The sequence below is a fragment of the Streptomyces sp. NPDC127098 genome, from assembly GCF_042722465.1.
GTDB lineage: Bacteria > Actinomycetota > Actinomycetes > Streptomycetales > Streptomycetaceae > Streptomyces > Streptomyces millisiae.
Genome location: NZ_JBHXFJ010000091.1, coordinates 1 through 22,741, shown reverse-complemented (window position 1 = coordinate 22,741; position 22,741 = coordinate 1). Strand labels below are relative to the sequence as shown.

At 71.9% G+C, this 22,741-nt stretch carries 20 protein-coding genes; 11 read left to right on the top strand and 9 right to left on the bottom strand.

Translation table 11 applies throughout. The annotated features are described in order from the left end of the window. Positions 1–112: 112 nt before the first annotated feature. The 4 genes from ACFWI8_RS33770 to ACFWI8_RS33755 form a co-directional block, all read right to left on the bottom strand. A complete protein-coding gene (locus tag ACFWI8_RS33770; RefSeq protein WP_387099357.1) occupies positions 113–862 on the bottom strand; it encodes a Tellurium resistance in 750 nt (249 codons plus the stop codon). A 111-nt stretch (positions 863–973) separates the two neighbouring features. After that, entirely contained in the window at positions 974–2,131 is a 1,158-nt protein-coding gene (locus ACFWI8_RS33765) for a DUF475 domain-containing protein (RefSeq protein WP_387099355.1), read from the bottom strand. 330 nt (positions 2,132–2,461) lie between these two features. After that, positions 2,462–2,920 carry a peroxiredoxin gene (locus ACFWI8_RS33760; RefSeq protein WP_311604942.1) on the bottom strand — a complete coding sequence of 153 codons (459 nt, stop codon included), beginning with the start codon at positions 2,918–2,920 and terminating at the stop codon, positions 2,462–2,464. Between the two features lie 114 nt (positions 2,921–3,034). Then, on the bottom strand, positions 3,035–3,469 hold the full coding sequence (locus tag ACFWI8_RS33755) for a DUF3052 domain-containing protein (protein WP_387099353.1): 435 nt from the start codon (positions 3,467–3,469) through the stop codon (positions 3,035–3,037). A gap of 426 nt (positions 3,470–3,895) precedes the next feature. On the opposite strand from ACFWI8_RS33755, the gene aceE reads away from it, so the two are divergent. The 3 genes from aceE to ACFWI8_RS33740 all read left to right on the top strand — a co-directional run bounded on the left by aceE (position 3,896) and on the right by ACFWI8_RS33740 (position 9,289). Then, positions 3,896–6,628, top strand: coding sequence for a pyruvate dehydrogenase (acetyl-transferring), homodimeric type (gene aceE, locus ACFWI8_RS33750; protein WP_387099351.1), 2,733 nt, complete (start codon positions 3,896–3,898; stop codon positions 6,626–6,628). 568 nt (positions 6,629–7,196) lie between these two features. Beyond that, positions 7,197–8,342 carry an alpha/beta hydrolase gene (locus ACFWI8_RS33745; RefSeq protein ID WP_387099349.1) on the top strand — a complete coding sequence of 382 codons (1,146 nt, stop codon included), beginning with the start codon at positions 7,197–7,199 and terminating at the stop codon, positions 8,340–8,342. 74 nt (positions 8,343–8,416) lie between these two features. Then, positions 8,417–9,289 carry a DUF4429 domain-containing protein gene (locus ACFWI8_RS33740; RefSeq protein WP_387099347.1) on the top strand — a complete coding sequence of 291 codons (873 nt, stop codon included), beginning with the start codon at positions 8,417–8,419 and terminating at the stop codon, positions 9,287–9,289. Positions 9,290–9,371: 82 nt separating this feature from the next. On the opposite strand, the gene ACFWI8_RS33735 is transcribed toward ACFWI8_RS33740, so the two are convergent. Both ACFWI8_RS33735 and ACFWI8_RS33730 read right to left on the bottom strand, forming a co-directional pair. Beyond that, on the bottom strand, positions 9,372–10,391 hold the full coding sequence (locus ACFWI8_RS33735; protein ID WP_387099345.1) for an aldo/keto reductase: 1,020 nt from the start codon (positions 10,389–10,391) through the stop codon (positions 9,372–9,374). Continuing rightward, on the bottom strand, positions 10,388–10,891 hold the full coding sequence (locus tag ACFWI8_RS33730; protein ID WP_387099343.1) for a MerR family transcriptional regulator: 504 nt from the start codon (positions 10,889–10,891) through the stop codon (positions 10,388–10,390). Before ACFWI8_RS33730 ends, ACFWI8_RS33735 begins: the two co-directional genes overlap by 4 nt. Before the next feature lie 161 nt (positions 10,892–11,052). Here ACFWI8_RS33730 and ACFWI8_RS33725 point away from each other — a divergent pair, with 161 nt between their 5' ends. Then, entirely contained in the window at positions 11,053–11,871 is an 819-nt protein-coding gene (locus ACFWI8_RS33725) for a serine hydrolase domain-containing protein (RefSeq protein WP_387099341.1), read from the top strand. Between the two features lie 28 nt (positions 11,872–11,899). Here ACFWI8_RS33725 and ACFWI8_RS33720 read toward each other — a convergent pair whose 3' ends face one another. Next, positions 11,900–12,538 (bottom strand): class I SAM-dependent DNA methyltransferase, encoded by a 639-nt coding sequence (locus ACFWI8_RS33720; RefSeq protein WP_387099339.1) that lies wholly within the window; start codon positions 12,536–12,538, stop codon positions 11,900–11,902. A gap of 261 nt (positions 12,539–12,799) precedes the next feature. Between ACFWI8_RS33720 and sigJ the strand changes: the two genes are divergently transcribed. Continuing rightward, complete coding sequence (sigJ, locus tag ACFWI8_RS33715) at positions 12,800–13,744, top strand: RNA polymerase sigma factor SigJ (RefSeq protein ID WP_387099337.1); 945 nt, start codon at positions 12,800–12,802, stop codon at positions 13,742–13,744. Between the two features lie 85 nt (positions 13,745–13,829). Continuing rightward, positions 13,830–15,014 (top strand): NAD(P)/FAD-dependent oxidoreductase, encoded by a 1,185-nt coding sequence (locus ACFWI8_RS33710; protein ID WP_387099335.1) that lies wholly within the window; start codon positions 13,830–13,832, stop codon positions 15,012–15,014. Positions 15,015–15,137: 123 nt separating this feature from the next. On the opposite strand, the gene ACFWI8_RS33705 is transcribed toward ACFWI8_RS33710, so the two are convergent. After that, positions 15,138–16,763, bottom strand: a complete 1,626-nt coding sequence (locus ACFWI8_RS33705; protein ID WP_387099333.1) for a hypothetical protein — start codon at positions 16,761–16,763, stop codon at positions 15,138–15,140. A 123-nt stretch (positions 16,764–16,886) separates the two neighbouring features. Then, on the bottom strand, positions 16,887–17,555 hold the full coding sequence (locus ACFWI8_RS33700) for a pirin family protein (protein WP_387099331.1): 669 nt from the start codon (positions 17,553–17,555) through the stop codon (positions 16,887–16,889). Between the two features lie 105 nt (positions 17,556–17,660). Between ACFWI8_RS33700 and ACFWI8_RS33695 the strand changes: the two genes are divergently transcribed. The 5 genes from ACFWI8_RS33695 to ACFWI8_RS33675 all read left to right on the top strand — a co-directional run bounded on the left by ACFWI8_RS33695 (position 17,661) and on the right by ACFWI8_RS33675 (position 22,620). Next, a complete protein-coding gene (locus ACFWI8_RS33695; RefSeq protein WP_387099359.1) occupies positions 17,661–18,848 on the top strand; it encodes a PucR family transcriptional regulator in 1,188 nt (395 codons plus the stop codon). A 102-nt stretch (positions 18,849–18,950) separates the two neighbouring features. After that, positions 18,951–19,913, top strand: coding sequence for an ACP S-malonyltransferase (locus ACFWI8_RS33690; RefSeq protein WP_387099329.1), 963 nt, complete (start codon positions 18,951–18,953; stop codon positions 19,911–19,913). 10 nt (positions 19,914–19,923) lie between these two features. Continuing rightward, entirely contained in the window at positions 19,924–20,955 is a 1,032-nt protein-coding gene (locus tag ACFWI8_RS33685) for a ketoacyl-ACP synthase III (protein ID WP_387099327.1), read from the top strand. 73 nt (positions 20,956–21,028) lie between these two features. After that, complete coding sequence (locus ACFWI8_RS33680) at positions 21,029–21,277, top strand: acyl carrier protein (RefSeq protein ID WP_387099325.1); 249 nt, start codon at positions 21,029–21,031, stop codon at positions 21,275–21,277. 80 nt (positions 21,278–21,357) lie between these two features. Next, positions 21,358–22,620 carry a beta-ketoacyl-[acyl-carrier-protein] synthase family protein gene (locus ACFWI8_RS33675; RefSeq protein ID WP_387099323.1) on the top strand — a complete coding sequence of 421 codons (1,263 nt, stop codon included), beginning with the start codon at positions 21,358–21,360 and terminating at the stop codon, positions 22,618–22,620. Positions 22,621–22,741 lie beyond the last annotated feature (121 nt).

The window sequence follows — 22,741 nt, the reverse complement described above, 5'->3', positions numbered from 1 at the left end:
TTTTTTGGTGTGGGGGGCTGTTTTTTGTTTTTATGTGCGGGGGGCGGGGCGGGGGGGGGCCGCGCCGCGGTGCGGGGCCCTGCGGCCGGTGGCCAAGGCCAAGCGCCAGCGGTCACGTACGGGACGGCTTCGTGCCGCGCCCCCAGGACATGCCCCAGCCGTACAGCCGGTCGATCTCCGACTGGAAGCCAAGCACGTACTTGACCTCCCGCCGCGCCACCAGCTGGCCCTTGTGGTGTTCGATCAGCGCCACCGCGCACGCCTTCGCCTGCGGGACCGCGTCCGTCAGGCCGACCTCGATGTTCTTGCCGTCGGCCGCGACCAGCGTCACCACCACGTCGGCGCGCGCGAACGCCTCCGAGCCGTCGTAGATGTAGACGAAGACCAGCAGCCGCTTGAACTCGTCCTTGTGGTCGAGGTTGACGTAGATCTGCTCGCCGGAGGCCGTGCCGAAGCGGTCGTCGCCGCTGAGCTTGACGTACGGCGGGTCGTTGAAGTCGCCGAGCAGGCCGCCCACCGACTGGACGACGCCCTTGCTGCCGTCCTTGAGCTCGTACATGACGGCCAGGTCGAAGTCGATGGTGGCCACGCCCTGCGAGTGGCCGAGTATCTCGGCCGGCTTGAAGATCTCCAGCGGGTGCCGCCACTCGAAGCGCCGGCCGCCACCGTTCAGGTCGGTGCTGCTGCGCATGCGCCAGGAGAGGTCGATCCGCAGGGTGCCGGTGTCCGCGCCGGGCGCGGTCAGCGGGGCCGTGGGCCGGCGTCTGGTCAGCTCGGTGGCGTAGCTCGACATTCCGCCCACCGTGTCGAACTTCTGCTCGGCCGCGCCGCCCAGACGCAGATACGACCACAGCGACGCCATGGCTGCCCCCTCGGGAAGATGTCCGTACGCCACGGGGCGGGCGGTCGGGCCGGCGTTCGCCGGGCCGTGACCATCCCGCCCCGCTTTATGGTTTCCGCGTCAGTCGGCGGCTCACACCCCGGTGCTGACCGGTTTCTGTTCGGAGCCGTTGCCGGAGTCGCCGCTCGCCGCGTCCAGCCGGTTGGCGCGGACCGAGGACCAGAAGGCCGCCGCGATCAGGCCGACGCCGACCAGGCCGGTGACGACCTCGGGCAGGTGCCAGCGGATGCTGATCAGCAGCATCACGGCCAGCGCGCCGATGGCGTAGTGCGCGCCGTGCTCCAGGTAGCGGTAGTCGTCCAGGGTGCCCTGGCGGACCAGGTAGATGGTGAGCGACCGGACGTACATCGCGCCGATACCGAGGCCGAGCGCCATCCAGAAGATGTGGTTGGTGATGGCGAAGGCGCCGATGACGCCGTCGAAGGAGAAGGACGCGTCGAGCACCTCGAGGTAGAGGAAGAGGAAGAACGCGGCCCGGCCGGCGAGGCCGACGGCCGACGGGTCCTTGCCGGCGCGCTTGGCCTCCTCCTCGGCCTTCTCCAGGGCCTCGTCGGCCTTCTCCTCGTCCTCCTCCAGGCGGTTCTCGAAGTAGCCGGAGAGGCCGCCGACGATGAGGTAGGTCAGCAGGCCGGCGAGGCCGGAGAGCAGCACCGTCTCGGTCTTGTCGACGTGCGCGCCGCCGTGCTGGTACGCCTGGTGGGCGACGGTGGTGGCGGTGAGCAGCAGCGCGGCGATGGCGACGCCGACGGAGAAGGCGTCGATCCTGCCCAGCTTGGCGAGCGGGCGCTCGAGCCACTTGATCCAGACGACGTCCCGCTCCTCGAAGATGAAGTTGAGGAAGATCATCAACAGGAACATGCCGCCGAAGGCCGCGATCGACGGGTGGGCGTCGGTGACCATCTCGGAGTACCGGTCGGGGTCGTCGAGGGCGAGTTCGACGGCCTCTATGGGACCGACACCGGCGGTGATCGAGACGATGACGACCGGGAAGAGGAGCCGCATGCCGAAGACGGCGATGAGGATGCCGATGGTCAGGAAGATCTTCTGCCAGAAGGCGTTCATCCGCTTCAGCACGCCGGCGTTGACGACGGCGTTGTCGAAGGAGAGCGAGATCTCGAGGATGGAGAGGATCGCCACCACGGCGAAGCCCTCCCAGCCCCAGAAGTAGAGGGCCAAGAGCAGACCGGCGATGGTGACGCCGAACGACCAGCCAAAGGTTTTCAGTAGCACAAGAAGTCCAGTCTCCCGCGCGGGGCCGCGGATATGCAGGCGAACATGTCAGACATTGACCCCGTAGTCCAGGGCGATCCCGCGCCGACCCGTCGGGTCGTGGCGGTTCTGTGCCCCTCCGTCGGCCTGTTTGGTGGTGCGAACACAGACGTCGGAGACCGGCGCGGCGCGACGCCGACCGGCCCCCTGGTGATGGACGGGCACGGGAAACGCGCTGACCGAGTCGACTCCCCCGTTGGCCACTCGTTCTTCACTCCTTCCACGTGAGGCCCCAGGGCCCCACGCCGCACACGCGTTCCAGCCGGTCGCTACCCAGGACCGGCGGTGGGCTCACAGCCCCTTGAGGGCCGTGACGTAATCGTTCAGATCGCGGGCGTCCGGCAGACCGTTCACCACGGTCCAGCGGACGACGCCCTCCTTGTCGATGACGAAGGTGCCGCGCACCGCGCAGCCCTTCTCCTCATCGAAAACGCCGTAGGCCCGGGAAACCTCCCCGTGCGGCCAGAAGTCCGACAGCAGCGGGTACTCGAGGCCCTCCTGCTCGGCGAAAACCCGCAGCGAGAAGGGGGAGTCGTTGGAGACGGCGAGCAGCTGCACGTCGTCGTTGACGAAGGTGGGCAACTCGTCGCGCAGGGCGCACAGCTCGCCGGTGCAGACGCCGGTGAACGCGAACGGGTAGAAGAGCAGCACGACGTTCTTCTCGCCCCGGAAATCGGAGAGCGAGATCGTCTGGCCGTGCTGGTTCTTCAACCGGAAGTCGGGAGCTGGCTGGGCGGGCTCGATGGCCATGGGCGCGTAATCCGTTCCTCTGGCGAGGGTAAAGTGACGCCGCCCAGCCTACGACGAGGCCCCCCGCGGGCATTCCGACCCCCGGGGAGCGGACGCGCCCGCGCCGGTCCTGAGCTACTTCTTGCCGGCCGCCTTGGGGGTCACGAGCCGGCTGGCCGACCAGTCACGGCCGGCGCTGAAGGTGCTCGTCTGGGCGAGCCCGGCGGTCTGGGCCGCGTCGCCGATGTCGCTCGGCTCGACGTGGCCCGGCCGGCCGGTCTTGGGCGTCAGCAGCCAGACCGGGGCCCCCGGGTCGATCATCGTGGTGGCGTCCACCAGCGCGTCGGTGAGATCGCCGTCCTCGTCCCGGAACCACAGCACCACCGCGTCGGCCACGTCGTCGAAGTCCTCGTCGACGAGTTCCTCGCCCGTGATGGCCTCGATTCCCTCGCGGAGCTCCTGATCGGTGTCGTCGTCATAGCCGAGCTCCTGGACCACCTGTCCGGCCTGGAAACCCAGCCTCGCGGCGGGGTTGGTCCGCTCCTCCGCGTGGTCCGCGGTCGCGCTCACGGATTGCTCCTGTCCTGTGTCGGAAAAGTACGGGTAGGCGCGCGCGTGTGCGCGGCTTGGGCCGTAGTCCACACGTGCGGGGCGGATCGCGCAAGTACCCGGCGTCCGCGCCTGTCCAAACGTTGACGACTTGGGCGCTTCGCCCGACCCCGCCCCGGGGGCGCGCGGGGCGGCCCGGCCGGTCACCCGCCACGGAACGTGGCGTGATCTGCGCCATAGCTCCGCGAACGGGTGTTCGCGGCCCGGATCGGGCGGGGGCGTAGGGTGGCGGGTCGGCGACCACAGTCGTCGAGCCGCTTTTGTAGGGATCGGAAGAAGATCGCCGACGATGATTACCGCCTAGTAGAGATGACGTTTCGCCGTCAGCGGTACACGATGGAGGCGGCGCGACACAGCAGAGCAGACAACTCACAGTGAAGGAACAGCGTGGCTTCCGGATCAGATCGCAACCCGATCATCATTGGCGGCCTTCCCAGCCAGGTCCCGGATTTCGATCCTGAGGAGACTCAGGAGTGGCTCGACTCGCTCGACGCCGCCGTCGACGAGCGAGGCCGGGAACGGGCCCGCTATCTCATGCTCCGCCTGATCGAGCGCGCCCGTGAGAAGCGGGTGGCCGTGCCCGAGATGCGCAGCACGGACTATGTCAACACCATCGCGACCAAGGACGAGCCGTTCTTCCCCGGTAACGAGGAGATCGAGCGCAAGATCCTGAACGCGACCCGCTGGAACGCGGCCGTGATGGTCTCCCGCGCTCAGCGGCCGGGCATCGGGGTGGGCGGCCACATCGCCACCTTCGGCTCCTCGGCCTCCCTGTACGACGTGGGCTTCAACCACTTCTTCCGCGGCAAGGACGGCGGCGACGGTGGTGACCAGGTGTACTTCCAGGGTCACGCCTCGCCCGGCATCTACGCCCGCGCCTTCCTGCTCGACCGGCTCTCCGAGCGCCACCTGGACGCGTTCCGCCAGGAGAAGTCCAAGGCGCCCTACGGCCTGTCCAGCTACCCGCACCCGCGGATGATGCCGGACTTCTGGGAGTTCCCCACGGTCTCCATGGGTCTGGGCCCGATCTCCGCGATCTACCAGGCGCGGATGAACCGCTACATGCATGCGCGCGGGATCGCCGACACGTCGAAATCGCACGTGTGGGCCTTCCTCGGTGACGGCGAGATGGACGAGCCCGAGTCGCTCGGCCAGCTGTCCATCGCGGCGCGCGAGGGCCTGGACAACCTGACCTTCGTGGTCAACTGCAACCTCCAGCGCCTCGACGGCCCGGTCCGCGGCAACGGCAAGATCATCCAGGAGCTCGAGTCCGTCTTCCGCGGCGCCGGGTGGAACGTGATCAAGCTGGTCTGGGACCGCTCCTGGGACCCGCTGCTCGCGCAGGACCGGGACGGCGTCCTGGTCAACAAGCTCAACACCACCCCGGACGGCCAGTTCCAGACGTACGCCACCGAGACCGGCGGCTACATCCGGGAGAACTTCTTCGGCGGCGACCACCGGCTGCGCGCCATGGTCGAGAACATGACCGACGACCAGATCCTGCACCTGGGTCGCGGCGGCCACGACCACCGCAAGGTCTACGCGGCGTTCAAGGCGGCCAAGGAGCACCAGGGCCAGCCCACGGTGATCCTGGCCCAGACGATCAAGGGCTGGATGCTCGGCCCGAGCTTCGAGGGCCGCAACGCCACGCACCAGATGAAGAAGCTCACGGTCAGCGACCTGAAGCACTTCAGGGACCGGCTGCACCTGCCCATCCCGGACAGCGAGCTGGAGTCCGGCCTTCCGCCGTACTACCACCCGGGCCGGGACTCCGAGGAGATCCAGTACATGCACGACCGCCGGCGCGAGCTCGGCGGCTACGTGCCGACCCGCGTCGTGCGGGCCAAGCCGCTGGCGCAGCCGGACGACAAGACGTACGCGGCGGTCAGGAAGGGCTCCGGGCAGCAGCAGGTCGCCACCACCATGGCGTTCGTGCGGCTGCTGAAGGACCTGATGCGGGACAAGGAGATCGGCAAGCGGTTCGTGCTGATCGCGCCGGACGAGTACCGCACCTTCGGCATGGACGCGATGTTCCCGTCCGCCAAGATCTACAACCCGCTCGGCCAGACCTACGAGTCGGTCGACCGCGACCTGCTCCTGTCCTACAAGGAGTCGCCGACCGGTCAGATGCTGCACGACGGCATCACCGAGGCGGGCTGTACGGCCTCGCTGATCGCGGCGGGCTCGGCGTACGCCACGCACGGCGAGCCGCTGATCCCGGTCTACGTCTTCTACTCGATGTTCGGCTTCCAGCGGACCGGCGACCAGTTCTGGCAGATGGCCGACCAGATGTCGCGCGGTTTCGTGCTGGGCGCGACCGCCGGGCGTACCACGCTCACCGGCGAGGGCACCCAGCACGCGGACGGCCACAGCCAGCTGCTGGCCTCAACCAACCCGGGCTGCGTCGCCTACGACCCGGCCTACGGCTATGAGATCGCGCACATCGTCAAGGACGGCCTGCGCCGGATGTACGGCGAGGGCGCGGAGGACGTCTTCTACTACCTCACCGTCTACAACGAGCCGATCCAGCAGCCGGCCGAGCCGGAGGACGTGGACGTGGAGGGCATCCTCCGCGGCATCCACCTGCTGAAGCGCGGCGAGGCGGGCACCGTCCCGGCGCAGATCATGGCGTCCGGCGTGGCCGTCCCGTGGGCCCTGGAGGCCCAGCGGATCCTCGCCGACGAGTGGGGCGTCAAGGCGGACGTGTGGTCGGCCACCTCGTGGAACGAGCTGCGGCGCGACGCGGTGGAGGCCGAGGAGCACAACCTGCTGCACCCGGAGGAGGAGCAGCGCGTGCCGTATGTGACGCGCAAGCTCTCGGGCGCGGAGGGTCCGTTCGTGGCCGTCTCCGACTGGATGCGGTCGGTTCCCGACCAGATCGCGCGCTGGGTACCCGGCACGTACCAGTCCCTCGGCGGCGACGGCTTCGGCTTCGCCGACACGCGTGGCGCGGCGCGGCGCTTCTTCCACGTCGACACGCAGTCGATCGTGCTGGCGGTGCTGACCGAGCTGGCCAAGGAGGGCAAGGTCGACCGCGGCAGCCTGAAGCAGGCGATCGACCGCTACCAGCTGCTCGACGTCTCGGCGGCGGACCCCGGCTCGGCCGGGGGCGACGCGTAACGCTGGCCGCTCCGGCCTGGGCGGGTGGTGTGGGCTTCCCCACCCACCCGCCCTTCCGCTCCCGCAGGGACGCCAGGCGCTCCGCGCCGAGGCTTTTCCCCCACCCACCCGTCTACGCGCTCCGCGCGGTGCACGGCCTGACGGCCGAGTCCGCGGCGGCTGCGCCGCCGGGCGCCCCCGGCGCTTCGCGCGGGGGTTTTCCCCACCCACCCGCCCCTTTTTCCGCGCTGCGCGCGGTGCACGGCCCGGCGGGCCGGGGCCTGCGGCGGCTGCGCCGCCGGGCCACCCGGCCCCTCCGCCGCGCGAGGCCACCTGCCAAGGGCGGGTGGGTGGGCGCGGCCCCGCACGGCCGCCAGGCCCGGGCACCAGGCGCGCGGAGCGCGCCGGTGACCCGGGCCTAGCGGCCACCGCACCCGCACAGCGCCCAGCGAAACCGCAGGGGGGCCACGGAGTGGTCGTGCGCGCCCCGTATGATGGCGTGGCAGTGCTGAAATTTCGTCCCGTTCCACGCCCTAAGTCCGGTCTTCTGCCGACCACCGCACGGCGCGTCCTGCTACCGCTGGCGGTGGTGTTCGTTGTGCTGGTGACCGCCGGTTGGCTCTCCAGCCGTGCCGAGCCGCCGCCCGATGCCTACGAGCAGGAGTTGAGCGCCTGGGAGCGCGGTCATGCCGCCGGTGAGCCGCTGCCGGAGCCGGACACTTCGCCGGCCCGGGTGGCCGACTTCTTCGCCGGGCTCACCACCGCCCAGCAGCGGCGCCTCGCGGAGCGGTATCCACTCGTCGTCGGCAACCTGTCGGGCGCCCCCGTCCAGCTGCGCTACGAGGCCAACCGGCACGCGCTCGCCGAGGCCGTGGCGGCCGAGCGGGCCAGGATGACCGACGAGCGGCTCTCCCCCGCCGGGCAGCAGGAGGCCGGGCGTCGGATGCACCGGTTCGAGTCGATGCTGGCCGAGGGCCGGCAGATCCTCTCCTTCGACCCGACGGGCCGCGGTCGGGCCGCCGAGGTGATGGGGGACCTGGAGACGGCGGACCGGATCTCCGTCGTGGTGCCCGGCGTCGACTCCGGGCTGCTGAACTTCGAGCGCACCGCCCGCAGGTACTCCGCCCCGGTCGGCATGGCCGAGGCGTTGTACGAGGAGGAGCGCGCGGTCGGCGGCGAGTCCACGGCCGTGATCGCCTGGGCTGACTACGACTCGCCACCCACCATCGCCATGTCGGCGGCCACCGCCGAGCTCGCCACGGCCGGCGCCGACCGGCTGGTCGAGGCGGTCGGCGCTCTGCCGGGCGAGGCGCCGGTGGCGCTGTTCTGCCACTCCTACGGCTCGGTGGTGTGCGGGGTGGCGGCCTCCGAGCTGACGGAGCGGGTGACCGACATCGCCGTGGCCGGCAGCCCTGGCATGCGTGCCTCGGGCGTCGGTGACCTGGACACCTCGGCCCGGGTCTGGGCGATAAGGGCGGACGACGACTGGATCGAGGACGTGCCGCACATGGAGATCGGCCCGATCGGCTTCGGCCGGGACCCGGTCACCCCCGCCTTCGGGGCGCGGCTGCTGGACGCCGGTGACGCCGAGGGGCACAGCGGTTACTTCTCCCCCGGCGAGGCGAGCCTCACCAACCTGGCGCGGGTCGGGGCCGGCGCCGTGGACGACGTGACGTGCGCCCCCGGGGTGCGGTCATGCGCCCCGATCGACCCCTGTGCCGCTCACGCCACATGACCGACGGATTGTGACAGGAACACACCCATCCGAGGGAAGTCATTTCGTCAGTCCCGGCGCATACGATGACCCGCATGGGTGATGTGCTGGCCGGAATCCACTCCACTTGGGAGTTCGACACCGACTCCGTGCTCATCCGCTTCGAACGGGGAATGCGCACACCGAAGCTCTTCCAGGTGCTCGGCGAGCGCCGTATCCCCTACGAGGCGTTGAGCTCGGTGGACCTCATGCCCGGACCGCGCAAGGGCACGGTGGTGCTCCACGCGGTCCCGCGGCTCGGGGCCGATCCGCTGCTCGACGCCGCCGCGGGACAGCTACGCGCGTCCGCCGACCCGTACCGGCTGCTGCTGCCGGTGGAGCGCGAGACCCTCGCCGACTACTACGCCACCGAGCTGCGCTCGGCGCTCGGCCCGCGCGCCGACGAGGCGGCCGACGAGTACCTGGTGCCGGCCCCGGCGGCGCCCCTGCAGTTCAAGGCGTACGACGGGAAGGTGTCGTTCGACGGCTCCGTCGTCTCGTTCCGCTGGTTCTGGACGGGCGCGTCGTCCGCCAAGTGGAAGGCCGGTGACCAGTCGTTCCAGGTGGCGGAGCTGGCCGAGGTGGAGTGGCGCTCGCCCGAGATAGCCGGCGGCCACCTGCGGCTGCGGCGGCGCGGCAAGGACGGCAAGCCGGTGGACGGGGAGGGGCCGGCCGACCAGGATCCGGCGGCCGTGGTCTTCGGCCTCGGCTACGGCCTGGTCCATGAGTCGCTGCCGCTGGCCGCGGCCGTCCTCGAGGCGGTCCGGGCGGCCGAGCCGGCGGGTTCCGTTCCGGCCCACCGCAACCACCGGGCCGACCCCAAGGACATCGCGGACCGCATCCGCCACCTCGGCGAGCTGCACTCGGCCGGCCTGCTGACGGACAAGGAGTTCGCCTCGAAGAAGACGGAGCTCCTGGCCGAGCTGTGATCCGTTCCGCGCCCATGCGCACGGCCCCCCGGCGGGTGCCGGGGGGCCGTGGGCGTGGTGCCCGGTGTCGCTCGGACGTCGCTCAGTCGCGGGAGGCGGAGCTGAAGGTCATGTCGGCGTAGCGGTCGCCCGCCACCTTGTCGGCGAGGGCGTCGAGCGAGGCCGTCTCCTCCGCCGTCAGGGTGATCCTGGTCGCCGCCGTGTTCTCCTCCACCCGGGTCCGCCGCCGGGTGCCGGGGATGGGGACGACCGGCAGCCCCCAGACCTCCGCCCGCTGCTGCACCCAGGCCAGGGCGATCTGGCCAGGCGTCGCGTCGTGCGCGGCCGCGACGGACCGCACCTCCTCCACGAGCGCGCGGTTGGCGACCGCGTTCTCGCCGACGAACCGGGGCTGCTGCCGCCGGAAGTCATCGGAGCCGAGGTCCTTGGTGGCGTCGGTGAAGGAGCCGGTCAGGAAGCCGCGGCCGAGCGGCGAGTAGGGGACGAAGGCCACGCCGAGGTCGCGCGCCGCCGGGACCGCGGAGCGCTCCACGTCGCGGGAGAACAGCGACCACTCGGACTGCACCGCCGCGATGGGGTGGACGGCGTGCGCGGCCCGCAGCTCGGCGCCGGTGACCTCGCTGAGGCCGAGCCAGCGCACCTTGCCCTCGGCGACGAGCTCGGCCATGGCGCCCACGGTCTCCTCGATGGGCACGTCGGGGGCCTTGCGGTGCATGTAGTAGACGTCGATGACGTCGACGTCGAGCCGCCGCAGGCTGGCCTCGACGGCCTCCCGGATGTACGGGGGGTCGTTGCGGATGAGCCGCCTGGTGGGGTCGGCGGGGTCCAGCTGGAGCGCGAACTTGGTGGCGATGGTGACCTCGTCACGGTGCGCGCGGAAGAACGGCGAGAGGAACCGCTCGTTCTCGCCGGCGCCGTAGAAGTCGGCCGTGTCGTAGAAGGTGACGCCGAGTTCGAGCGCGCGGTCGAGCGTGGCGCGCGCCTCGCCCTCGTCCGTCGGCCCGTAGGCGAAGCTCATGCCCATGCAGCCCAGGCCCTGGACGCCGACCTCGGGACCGCCTTCGCCCAGGCGCACGGATTCGATGCTGGTGGTGTCACTCATGCGGGGTGTAGCGCCCTTTCCGATACCGCGGTGGCCTCCGCGTAGAAGTCAATCTTGAAGTTGAGCACGGCGAGAGTGTCCCGCAACTCGGCGATCCGCGCCTGCACGCTCTCCCGCGTGGCACACAGCAGCGCGCGCCGTTCGTCGAAGGTGTGCTCGCCCGCCCGGACGAGCTCGGCGTAGCGCACCATGTCCGCCACCGCCATCCCGGTGAGCCTGAGCTTGCCGACGAAGGCGAGCCAGTCCAGGTCGCGGTTGGTGTAGCGCCGTTGGCCGGTGTGCGAGCGGTCGATGTGTGGCATCAGGCCGATGCGCTCGTACCAGCGCAGGGTGTGCGCGGTGAGCCCGGTGTGGGCTGCCACCTCGCTGATGGTGTAGCGGTCCTGCCCGTCCGGCCGCGGATGCGGGCGCTCCACGGAGACACAGGTGTCATCGCGGACGGCGTCGTCGACGCGCTCGTCGCCAGGACCTGGTGATGTCAGTCGCTGGGTCAGGGTCATACCGAAACGCTATGTTCTTGGAGTGCGCTCCAAGCAAGCCTCGACCGAGAAAACCGGAAAACCTCGCTCCACTCTTCACACTGTGGGGCCGTTCGCCTACAGCGCGTCCAACGCCCCCTGCCGGAACCGGCGTCCACGGCGTGGGCGATAGTCTCGGCAGCATGCGAAGCCTGGAGTTGATCGACGGTTGGCCGGTGGGGACGGCGGCGGCCGGCGTGGTCACCGCGGACGGCCGGCGCGCGGCGCGCGGCCCGGTGGACCGCCCGTTCCCGCTCGCCTCCGTCACCAAGCCGCTGGCAGCCTACGCGGTGCTGATCGCGGTCGAGGAGGGCGCCATCGATCTCGACGAGCCGGCGGGCCCGCCCGGGTCCACGGTCCGCCACCTGCTGGCGCACGCCTCCGGGCTCGCGTTCGACGAGCACCGGGTGATGGCCGAGCCCGGCACCCGCCGGCTCTACTCCAACGCCGGCTTCGAGGTGCTCGGCGACCACGTCGCCAAGGCCACCGACATGCCGTTCGCCGAGTACCTGCGCCAGGCGGTGTTCGAGCCGCTCGGCATGGCCGCCACCGAGCTGACCGGCTCCCCCGCCTGGAGCGCCACCTCCACGGTCGACGACCTCATACGCTTCGCCGCCGAGCTGCTCGCCCCGCGGCTGCTGGCCCCCGAGACCCTGGCCGAGGCCACCTCCGTGGTCTTCCCAGGGCTCGCCGGCGTCCTGCCCGGCTTCGGCCACCAACGCCCCAACGACTGGGGGCTCGGCTTCTCGATCCGCGACCACAAGTCCCCGCACTGGACGGGCGCCACCTCCTCGCCGGCCACTTTCGGCCACTTCGGCCAGTCCGGCACCTTCCTGTGGGTCGACCCGGCCGCCTCGGCGGCCTGCGTGGCCCTCACCGACCGCCAGTTCGGCCCCTGGGCCGCCGAGGTCTGGCCCCCCTTCACGGACGCGGTGCTCGCCGAGCTCACGCCGAACGGCTGAGCGGCCGAGCGGCCGAGCCGCTGAGCTGCTAGTCGGCGCGGGCCAGCAGGCGGGCCTGCGGCACCCGGGCCGACAGGTCGCGCACCACGTGGGTCTCCACGACGAACCCGGCCTCGGCCAGCAGCGCGGCGACCCGCTCGACCGGCAGCCAGTAGATGTCGAGCGCGATCCCCTGGTGGCCGTAGCCCTCCGTCCTGTGGTGCCGCCGGTCCCCGACGTGGAAGGCCAGCTGGAGCCAGCCACCGGGCCGCAGCACCCGGTGGAGGTCGGCGAACGCCGCCGGCAGCCGCCCGGGGGGCAGGTGGATGATCGAGTACCAGGCGAGCAGCCCGGCGAGCGAGCCGTCCGGCAGGTCGAGGTCCGGCATCGCCCCCTCCGTGAAGCTGATCTCCGGGTGGTCGCGGCGGGCCATGGCCAGCATCCCGGGTGACGGGTCGATGCCGGACACCTCGAGCCCCAGGCCGGCCAGATGTCCGGTCACCCGGCCCGTTCCGCAGCCCACCTCGACGACCGGGCCGCCGCCGGAGGCCCCGACGCGGGAGGCGAAGTCCCCGAGGAGGGCGCAGTCGATCGGGTCGTCGGCGATCGGCGGCACGAACGCGTCGTAGGCGGCGGCCACGGTGTCGTAGGTGGTGCGGGTGCCGGTCAGGGCGTCGTCGTCGGTCATGGAGCGCCACCGTAGCCGCCCGGTCCGACAACGGGCGGCCACGGGGCGTTCACCAGGGCTGTCGGAAGGGGCGGAAGCCGGTCGCCGCGTAGAGGATCGCGGCCATCCGCCAGCAAGTCGCGGCCGGTGACCGCCTACGGATGATCTTCCCGAGACGTTCCATGTCACCACTGACGGGCGTACCCGACGGCGCTTGGTCTCCGGCGGGCACTGGCAGCCCACCGACGTGATCGCCGTATGGGGCTGATTGACTTTCCCACCATGCTGATCGGTGCACGTGACGTCGAGGTGTTCGAGGGCGCCAGGGCGCGGTTGGAGGCGATCGCGTACCGGCTGTTGGGGTCGGCGAACGATGCCGAGGACGTCGTGCAGGACACGTTCCTGCGTTGGCAGGCCGCTGACCGGGAGCTGATCGAGACGCCTGAGGCGTGGTTGACGAAGGTGCTTACCAACATCTGCCTCAACCGGCTCACCTCGGCGCGGGCCAGGCGGGAGACCTATGTCGGCCAGTGGCTGCCCGAGCCGGTGTTCGCCGGGGACCGGATGCTTGGCCCGTCCGACACGGTCGAGCAGCGTGAGTCGGTCTCGATCGCGATGCTCACGTTGATGGAGCGGCTCTCGGCCAAGGAACGTGTCGTGTACGTGCTGCGTGAGGCGTTCGGTTACTCGCACGGCGAGATCGCCGAGGTGCTCGACCTCACCGAGTCGAACTGCCAGCAGATCTACCGGCGGGCCAAGCAGCACCTGGCCACCGACCGGCGTCGGGTGGAGGTCGACGCGGCCGCGGCACGCAAGATCGTCGAGGAGTTCCTCGCCGCGGCACTCAGTGGCCGGACGGACGCGCTGGTGCGGATGCTGACCGACGACGCGGTCCATATCGGTGACGGTGGCGGCGTGGTCTTCTCGCTGCCGTCGCCGATCGCCGGTGCGCTGCGGGTGGCGAGGTTCCTGCGTGGTCTGGTCGAGCCAAGCGAGGCCAAGTGGGCGATGATCGGCGGCCAGCCGGTCCTGTTCGCCTCGGTCGCCAACGGCATGCCGGCGCTGGTGCTGGTGGTCGGCGACCGGGTCGCCACCGTCGTCTCGCTGGACGTGGCCACCGACGGCATCGCGGCCTTCCACACCCAGGCGAACCCCGCCAAGCTCGACCGCGCGACGCGCCAGTGGGCGACGGTCGAGCACGGAGAACCGCTCGCCGACAACTGGTGACCTGGATCACAGGTTTCTGCTGTCAGGTTTCGCGCCGCTGTCCGGTTCAGGGAGCAACACCAGCCGGACAGGAGTGAGAGAAACCATGAAGCACCAGATCGTCGTACTCGGGGCCGGATACGCCGGAGCCAACGCCGCCGCACGCCTGGCCAAGCGACTGCACCCCGCCGACACCGAGATCACTCTCGTCAACGCCGACGCCGAGTTCGTCGAGCGGGTCCGCATGCACCAGCTCGCGACCGGCCAGGACCTGAAGCCCCGCGCACTGACCGACGTCTTCGCGGGCACGGGCGTGCGGGTGCGGCAGGCACGGGTCACCGCCGTCGACGCCGAACACAGGACCGTCGCGGTCGTCGACGCCGACGGCCCCGCCCAGATCGCCTACGACACGCTCGTCTATGCCCTCGGCAGCACCGCCGCTGACCACGGCGTCCCCGGTGTGGCCGAGCACGCCCACTTCGTCGCCGACAAGCAGTCCGCACTGCGGCTGCGCGCACGGCTGGCCGACCTCGCCGCGGGCGCGACCGTGCTCGTCGTCGGTGGCGGCCTCACCGGCATCGAGGCCAGCACCGAGATCGCCGAAGCCCGGCCGGACCTGCGGGTCTCCCTCGCCACCCACGGCGGCCTCGGCGACTGGCTGAGCGAGAAGGCCAAGGGCCACCTGCGCGCGGCCTTCGACCGGCTCGGCATCACGCTGCACGAGCACACCGACATCGCGCGCGTCGACCCGACCGGCGCGCTCACCACCGACGGCAGCACGATCCCGGCCCAGGTGACCGTCTGGACGGCCGGCTTCGCCGTCCACCCCATCGCCGCGGCCACGACCCTGCGGGTTTCCGCACGGGGACAGATCGTCGTCGACGACACGATGCGGTCGGTCTCGCACCCCGACGTCTACGCCGTCGGTGACGCCGCGCTCGCCCCGGGCGCGAACGGCTCGCCGCTGCGGATGTCCTGCGCCTCGGGCGTCCCCAGCGCGTACCAGGCGGCCGACGCGATCGCCGCCCGGCTGACCGGGCGCCAGCTCCCCCAGAACAAGATCGGCTACACCGCGCAGTGCATCAGCCTCGGCCGCCGCGACGCCGTCGTGCAGTGGGTGACCCCGGACGATGAGCCCAAACCGTCCGCGGTCACCGGCAAGATGGCCGCCCGCATCAAGGAGTTCATCTGCAGGAGCGCGGCCTGGAGCATGTCCCACCCGACCTCGATGCTCCCGACCCGCCGCCGCCACACCGTCCCCGCCGACGAGCCCGTCGCGATCACCTCATGACACTCGCGTGGCCCCCGGTGTCCGGGGCGACGACCTGGCGACTCCGGTCGCCGAAGGGCTTGGTCCACCACGGCCTTACCGCCCGGCCGACCGTCTCTCCGGCAAGGGCCCGGCACACGGGGATCAGGCGTCGGTGCCCGGGTCGTCGAGCCAGGGACCGCCCAGGTCGTCCTCCGTGATGTAGGAGCAGTAGGTGTAGACGTAGTCGGGGTCGAGCTGGTCGCTCTCGGCCAGCTCGCGGGTCGGCTCGTCGGGCGAGCTGTGCAGGAAGTAGTAGTCGCCGGCGGGGAGTTCGACCGTGACGGTCGGGTAGTCCAGGTCGGCGGAGCAGGCCGCGTCGCCCGGGTCGTCCGGGTAGACCTCGCAGCCGTCGCAGCCGTCCAGGGTGCGGGATCCCGTCAGTGGGCCGGTGAACAGGAACTCCAGGGCGTAGGGCGAGTCGTTGCGGAGCTCCAGCGTCACCGAGCCCCCGCCCGCGGTGCCCGGCTCGGGCGGCAGCTCGGCGCCGGCCTCGGGGAGGTGGGCCGCTATCCGGGCGGCGATCAGGATGTCGCCGGCCCGCTCCGCGCGCCGGTGGTCCGGGTGGTCCTCGACCAACTCGCCGAGCACGCCGTCCGCCTCGCCGAACCGCCCGGCGGTGAAGTGGTCCGTGCCGCACCGGTAGAGGCCCTCCGGCACGGTCGCCGCGCCCTCCTCGGCGAGCGTGCTGAACTCGGGTCCTGGGAGCCGGCCGAACAGGCCGTTGAGCGACCGCAGCCGGGTCAGCGCCTGGCACGGCTCGGCCCCGCCGACGGCGTCGGTGGCGGCGGCCTGCAGCTCGCCGAGCTCGCCGGGCAGCGCACCCGCGTACTCGGAGTCCGGGTACTCCGCGAGCAGTTCGGCGAGCGGCTCCGCCGCGGAGCGCGCGCCGGCCTCCTCGGCGAGCCCCAGGCCGCAGCCGTGCAGCGGCTCAGGCAGGTCCTCCCCGGCCCGGCCGGCCAGCCGCCGCGCCTCGGCCTCGTCCAACTCCCCGGGCAGCGCCCGGAAGAACCACAGCGGGTCGAGGGCGGCGCACCAGTCGCCGCCGGAGCCCTCCGCGGTGGCCCGCTCGTAGAGGGAGTCGAGCCGGCCCGGCACCTCGCCGGCCGCGTCCGTGTCCGGGTGGGCGGCGCGCACCGCCAGGTACTCGTCGAGGGCCGAGCGGTAGCCGGGCTCCGCGTCCGCGAAGTCGGCCGCGACCACCGCCTCCGCCACCAGCCGGTCGGCGGCGGCCAGCCGCTCGCCGAGGTCGCTCTCCAGGGCCCGCCGCTGGGCGTCCGCGAAGGACACCGCGCCGGCGACCGGCAGCGCGAGCAACAGCACCCCCGCCGACGCCGGCACCCAGGCGAGGCGCGGGCCACCCAGCGTGGGGGGCCGGCCAAGACGCCAACCGTCGACCGCCGTCAACAGCGCGAGACCCGCGAAGAGCGCGGGCCACGCCCCGGGGACGCCCTCCGCCGTGGCCGGCAGCGCGGCCCACAGCAACGCGGCGGTGGCCGTCAGGCTCGGCAGGGCGCGGAGCCACCGCCGCAGGTAGAGGTAGCCGAGGCCGAGGCCGCCGAGGTTGAGCAGCGCGGCGGTGAACGCGACCCGCCCGTCCCTCGGCATCCCGACCGTCGGCGGGCGCCCGGGCGGCGGCGGCACGGGAGGCGGCGCGTCGAACGTCGGCGGTGACGCCGCCCTGGGCGGGGTGGCCGCCGGGGTCGCTTCGTCGCGGTCTTCGTCGCTCACGTCGATCTCCCCGGGGTGGGTTCTGGTACGGGGGTGATGCCCCGTCATCAGTGTGCGTCACCACACTGACAGTGAGCGGCCGAGCGTCGGTTCCCCCGACCTCGGGCGGATTTCGGCCGATTCTCAGCCGGAAAGATCCCAGACCAGCAACTCGGCATCGCCGGCGGCCCGCGCCGCCGGCTCCCCCGCCCCGGACAGCCGGGCCGCGTCCCCGGCCGTCAGCGCCACCGCGGGCCCGACACCGGTCAACTCGACGGCGCCGCTCGCCACATGGAGGTAGCCGGGGCGGCCGCCCGCGACCACCGCCCGCTCGCCGTCGCGCAGCCGCCGCACCCGCAGCACGGCCGGCGTGCGGGGCAGCGCGTAGGGGACGCCGTCCCCGAGGCCGCGCACCACGTCGTAGGCCGGCTCGCCACCGGGCTCGGTGGGGATCAGCCACATCTGGAGGAAGCGCAGCGGTTCGGGTCCTGCGTTGCGTTCCACGTGCCGCACGCCGGTGCCGGCCGTCAGACGCTGCAGGTCGCCGGGGCGCACCACGGTGGTCGTGCCGTCCTCGTCCTCGTGCGTGAGCTCGCCCGTCAGCACCCAGCTGACGATCTCGACGTCCCGGTGCGGGTGGGCGGGGAAGCCGGCGCCGGGCGCGAGCCGCTCCTCGTTGCAGGCGGTCAGCGGCCCGAAGCGGACGTTATCCGGGTCGTAGAAGCCGGCGAAGGAGAAGGCGTGCCTGGTGTCGATCCCGGCGGCCGGATCACCGCCCCGATAGCGGTCGGCGGCCCGCGTCACCCGAAGCATGCGCCTACGGTATCCGTCCGTGAACCCGTCGCGCGGTGGTGACCCCCGCCTGGTATGAGTGGGTGGGAAATGAGGCAGGCTGGTCCCGTGTCCGATGCCGATGAGATGGCCGAAGCTGAGAAGGCCGATGAGAAGAAGGCGCACCTCGCCACCGTGCGCCGCCTCGAGCAGTCCTCGGGAAAGCTGGCCGCCGCCGCGATCGCGCGGATGGACGAGCAGTTGTCGTGGTACCGCGCGATGCCGCCGGAGAACCGCTCCTGGATCGGCCTGGTCGCCCAGGCCGGCATCGCTGCGTTCATCGAGTGGTTCCGGCACCCGGACACTCCACAGGCGATCAGCACCGACGTCTTCGGCACCGCGCCGCGCGAGCTGACCAGGGCGATCACGCTGCGCCAGACCGTGGAGCTGGTGCGCACCACCATCGAGGTGGTGGAGTCCGCCGTCGACGAGTTGGCGCCGCCCGGCGGGGAGTCGACGCTGACCAACGCGCTGCTGGTGTACTCGCGGGAGATCGCCTTCGCCACCGCCCAGGTGTACGCGCAGGCCGCCGAGGCGCGCGGCGCCTGGGACGCGCGCCTGGAGTCGCTGGTGGTGAACGCGGTGGTGTCGGGCGAGGCGGACGAGAGCGACGTGTCCAGGGCGGCGGCCCTGGGGTGGAGCTCGCCCGACCACGTGACGGTCGTGCTCGGCAGCGCGCCCAACGGCGACAGCGAGCTGACCGTGGAGGCGATCAGGCGGGCCGCGCGGTACGCCAAGCTCCAGGTGCTGACCGGGGTGCTCGGCAAGCGTCTGGTGGTGATCGCGGGCGGCAGCGACGACCCGGTCGCCGCCGCCAAGTCGCTGATCGGCCCGTTCGCCTCGGGCCCCGTGGTGGCCGGGCCCGTGGTGGGCGACCTGCTGGCGGCGACCCGCTCCGCGCAGGCGGCGGCCGCCGGCCTGCGGGCCTGCGCGGCCTGGCCTGACGCGCCGCGCCCGGTCCTCGCGGACGATCTGCTGCCGGAGCGCGCCATGGCGGGCGACCCGGCGGCCCGCCGGCTGTTGGTGGAGGAGATCTACAGACCGCTGCAGGAGGCCGGCTCCGCGCTGCTGGAGACGCTCAGTGTCTATCTGGAGCAGGCCAGCAGTCTCGAGGGCGCGGCGCGGATGCTTTTTGTGCATCCCAACACCGTCCGGTACCGCCTGAGACGTGTGACTGATGTCACCGGATGGCCCCCTTCCGATGTCCGCTCGGCCTTCACCCTGCGCGTCGCGCTGATGCTCGGGCGGCTCGCCGACGCCGACTCACGCGCCTGACCTTCACCCACCTGGCTTTGTACGGGAGCTACAAATCCCTCGACTGTTCTTCGTTCTTGCCCCCACCGGCGGTCGACCCGGTGCCCGGGAGAGAGTGAGAGGGTGCTTGTACTCGTCGCTCCCGGCCAGGGTGCCCAGACGCCCGGCTTCCTGAATCCGTGGCTCGAACTCCCGGGTGTGTCCGACCGCCTTGGCTCCTGGTCGGAGACCGCGGGGCTCGACCTCGTCCACCACGGCACCGTGGCCGACGCGGAGGAGATCCGCGACACGGCCGTGGCCCAGCCCCTGTTGGTGACCGGCGCGCTGCTGTCGGCGGCCGCGCTCTTCGACGGCGACCCGGCGGGCCCGGCGGCCTCGGTGGGCGCCGTCGCCGGGCACAGCGTCGGCGAGCTGCCGGCCGCCGCGATCGCGGGGGTCCTCACCGAGGAAGAGACCATCGCGCTGGTGCGGCAGCGCGCGACGGCGATGGCCGAGGCCGCGGCCGTCACCGAGACCGGCATGTCCGCGGTGCTCGGTGGCGACCCGGAGGAGGTCGCGGACCACCTCGCCCGCCTCGGCCTCACCGCGGCCAACAACAACGGCGGCGGCCAGGTGGTCGCGGCCGGCACCCTCGAACAGCTGGCGGCGCTCGCCGCCGACAAGCCGGCCAGGGCACGCGTCGTCGCGCTCAAGGTGGCCGGCGCCTTCCACACCGAGCACATGGCGCCCGCGGTCGACGCCATGCGCACGGCGGCCAAGGGACTGAACCCCAGGGATCCGGGCATCCGTTTCGTATCCAACGCCGACGGCGAGGTCGTCGCCGACGGCCAGGAGATCGTGCGTCGCCTGGTGACCCAGGTGTCCAACCCGGTCCGCTGGGACCTGTGCGTGGAGACGTTCCAGCGGCTGGGCGTCACCGCCCTGATCGAGCTGTGCCCGGGCGGTACGCTCGCTGGTCTGGCCAAGCGCAACCTCCCCGGGGTGGAGCGCGTGGCCATCAAGAGCCCGAACGATCTCGACGCGGCCCGCGAGCTGATCGCCGCCCACCGCACGGCATCCGCACCTGCCGCAGAAGCCGCCGAATAGGAGCAGTGGAATGGCCACACTGAGGGTCGGGAAGGGTGCGCCCTACGCCCGTGTCATGGGCGTGGGCGGCTACCGGCCGACGAGGGTCGTCCCCAACGAGGAGATCCTGAAGTACATAGATTCCTCCGACGAGTGGATCCGCTCGCGCTCCGGGATCGTGACCCGGCACTGGGCGGACGAGGACGAGACGGTCGCCGAGATGGCGCTCGCCGCCTCGGGCAAGGCCGTCGCCGACGCCGGCATCACCGCCGAGCAGATCGACGCGGTCGTGGTCTCCACCGTCTCGCACTTCCTGCAGACGCCCTCGGTGGCCACCGTGATCGCCCACCGGCTCGGGGCCGGCAAGCCGGCCGCCTTCGACATCTCGGCGGCCTGCGCCGGCTTCGGCTACGGCCTGACCGTCGGCAAGGGCCTGATCGTCGACGGCAGCGCGGACCACGTGCTGGTGATCGGCGTGGAGCGGCTGTCCGACCTCACCGACAAGGAGGACCGCTCCACCGCGTTCCTCTTCGGCGACGGCGCGGGCGCCGTGGTGCTGGGCCCGTCCCAGGAGCCGGCGATGGGCCCCACGGTCTGGGGCTCGGAGGGCGACAAGGCGGACGTCATCGCGCAGACCGTGCCGTGGGACCGCTTCCGGACCGGCGACCTCGAAGGGCTGCCGGTGGACGCCGCGGGGAAGGTGAAGTTCCCCGCGCTGCGCCAGGAGGGCCAGACGGTCTTCCGCTGGGCGGTCTTCGAGATGGCCAAGGTCGCCCAGCAGGCGCTGGACGCCGCCGGCATCACCGCCGAAGACCTGGACGTCTTCATTCCGCACCAGGCCAACATGCGGATCATCGACTCGATGGTGAAGACCCTCAAGCTGCCGGAGCATGTCGCGGTCGCGCGTGACATCGAGACCACCGGCAACACGTCCGCCGCCTCCATCCCGCTCGCCATGGAGCGGATGCTGGCGACGGGACAGGCGAAGAGCGGGGACACCGCCCTCGTCATCGGCTTCGGGGCGGGTCTGGTCTACGCCGCGACGGTCGTTACCCTCCCCTAAGCAAGGTCCGAACGGATCCCCCCGGATCACCACCCAGCGGTACCCCACCGCAACACACTGAAGGAGCGCCGCAATGGCTGCCACCAAGGAAGAGATCATCGAGGGTCTCGCCGAGATCGTCAACGAGATCGCCGGCATCCCCACCGAGGAGGTGACGGAGGACAAGTCGTTCACCGACGACCTCGACGTCGACTCGCTGTCCATGGTCGAGGTGGTCGTCGCCGCTGAGGAGCGCTTCAGCGTCAAGATCCCGGACGACGACGTCAAGGGCCTGAAGACGGTCGGCGACGCCGTCACCTACATCTTCGACCACCAGAGCTGACCTGACCGTACCTGCGCCTGTCGCCACCCTCGGGGTGGCGGAACCAGACCATTCCCCCCGACAAGCGGAGTAGAAATCCCGTGAACGCGAGCAATCGATCGGTGGTCGTGACCGGCGTCGGCGCGACCACCCCGCTGGGTGGCGACAGCGCGACGACCTGGGAGGGCCTGCTGGCCGGCCGGTCCGGCGTACGCGCCCTGACCGCCGACTGGGCGGCCGACCTGCCGGTGAAGATCGCCGCCACGGCGGCCGTCGACCCGCTCGACATACTGCCCAAGCCGCTGGCCCGCCGCCTGGACCGCTCGGCGCAGTTCGCGCTGATCGCGGCCCGCGAGGCGTGGGCCGACGCCGGCTTCACCGCCAAGGCCGGCGAGGACGGGGGGGTGGAGCCGACCCGGCTCGGGGCGGTCATCGCTTCCGGTATCGGTGGCGTCACCACCCTGCTCGAACAGTACGACGTGTTGCGTGAGAAGGGCTCGCGGCGGGTGTCCCCGCACACCGTGCCCATGCTCATGCCCAACAGCCCGGCGGCCAACGTCGGCCTTGAGGTCGGCGCGCAGGCGGGCGTGCACACCCCCGTCAGCGCGTGCGCCTCGGGCGCGGAGGCCGTCGGCTACGCGGCGGAGATGATCCGCACCGGCCGCGCCGACGTGGTGGTGGCGGGTGGCACCGAGGCCGCCATCCACCCGCTGCCGATCGCGGCGTTCGCCAACATGATGGCGCTGTCCAAGAAGGAGGGGGCACCGGAGCTGGTGTCCCGGCCCTACGACACGGGCCGCGACGGCTTCGTGCTGGGCGAGGGCTCGGGCGTGGTGGTCCTGGAGTCGGCCGAGCACGCGGCGCGGCGCGGCGCCCGGGTCTACTGCGAGCTGCTCGGTCAGGGCCTGTCGGCGGACTCCCACCACATCGCCCAGCCGGAGCCGACCGGCCGCGGCATCGCGGCGGCGATGACCAACCTGCTGGAGAACACGGACCTCAAGCCGGAGCAGGTCGTCCACCTCAACGCGCACGCGACCTCGACGCCGCTGGGTGACGTGGCCGAGATCAAGTCGCTGCGGCGGGTGCTGGCCGACGACCTGGACCACGTGGCGATCTCGGCCACCAAGTCGATGACCGGCCACCTGCTCGGCGGTGCCGGCGGCATCGAGACGGTGGCCACGGTGCTGGCGCTGCACCACCGGGTCGCGCCGCCGACGATCAACGTCGATGAGCTCGACCCCGAGGTGGACGCGGACGTCGTGCGGGACGAGCCGCGCCAGCTGCCGGGCGGCACCATCGCGGCGATCAACAACTCGTTCGGCTTCGGCGGGCACAACGTGGTGCTGGCCCTGCGGACGGTCTGACGACCGTTGGCGTGTTTCCGAGCCGCCACCCGGCTGACGCCGGGGGGCGGCGCGGGCCTCCGTGGGTTACCCCGTTCCTGGAGGGGCCCCCGCCGGGGGTGCCCCGGGCGGGCGGGGGCCC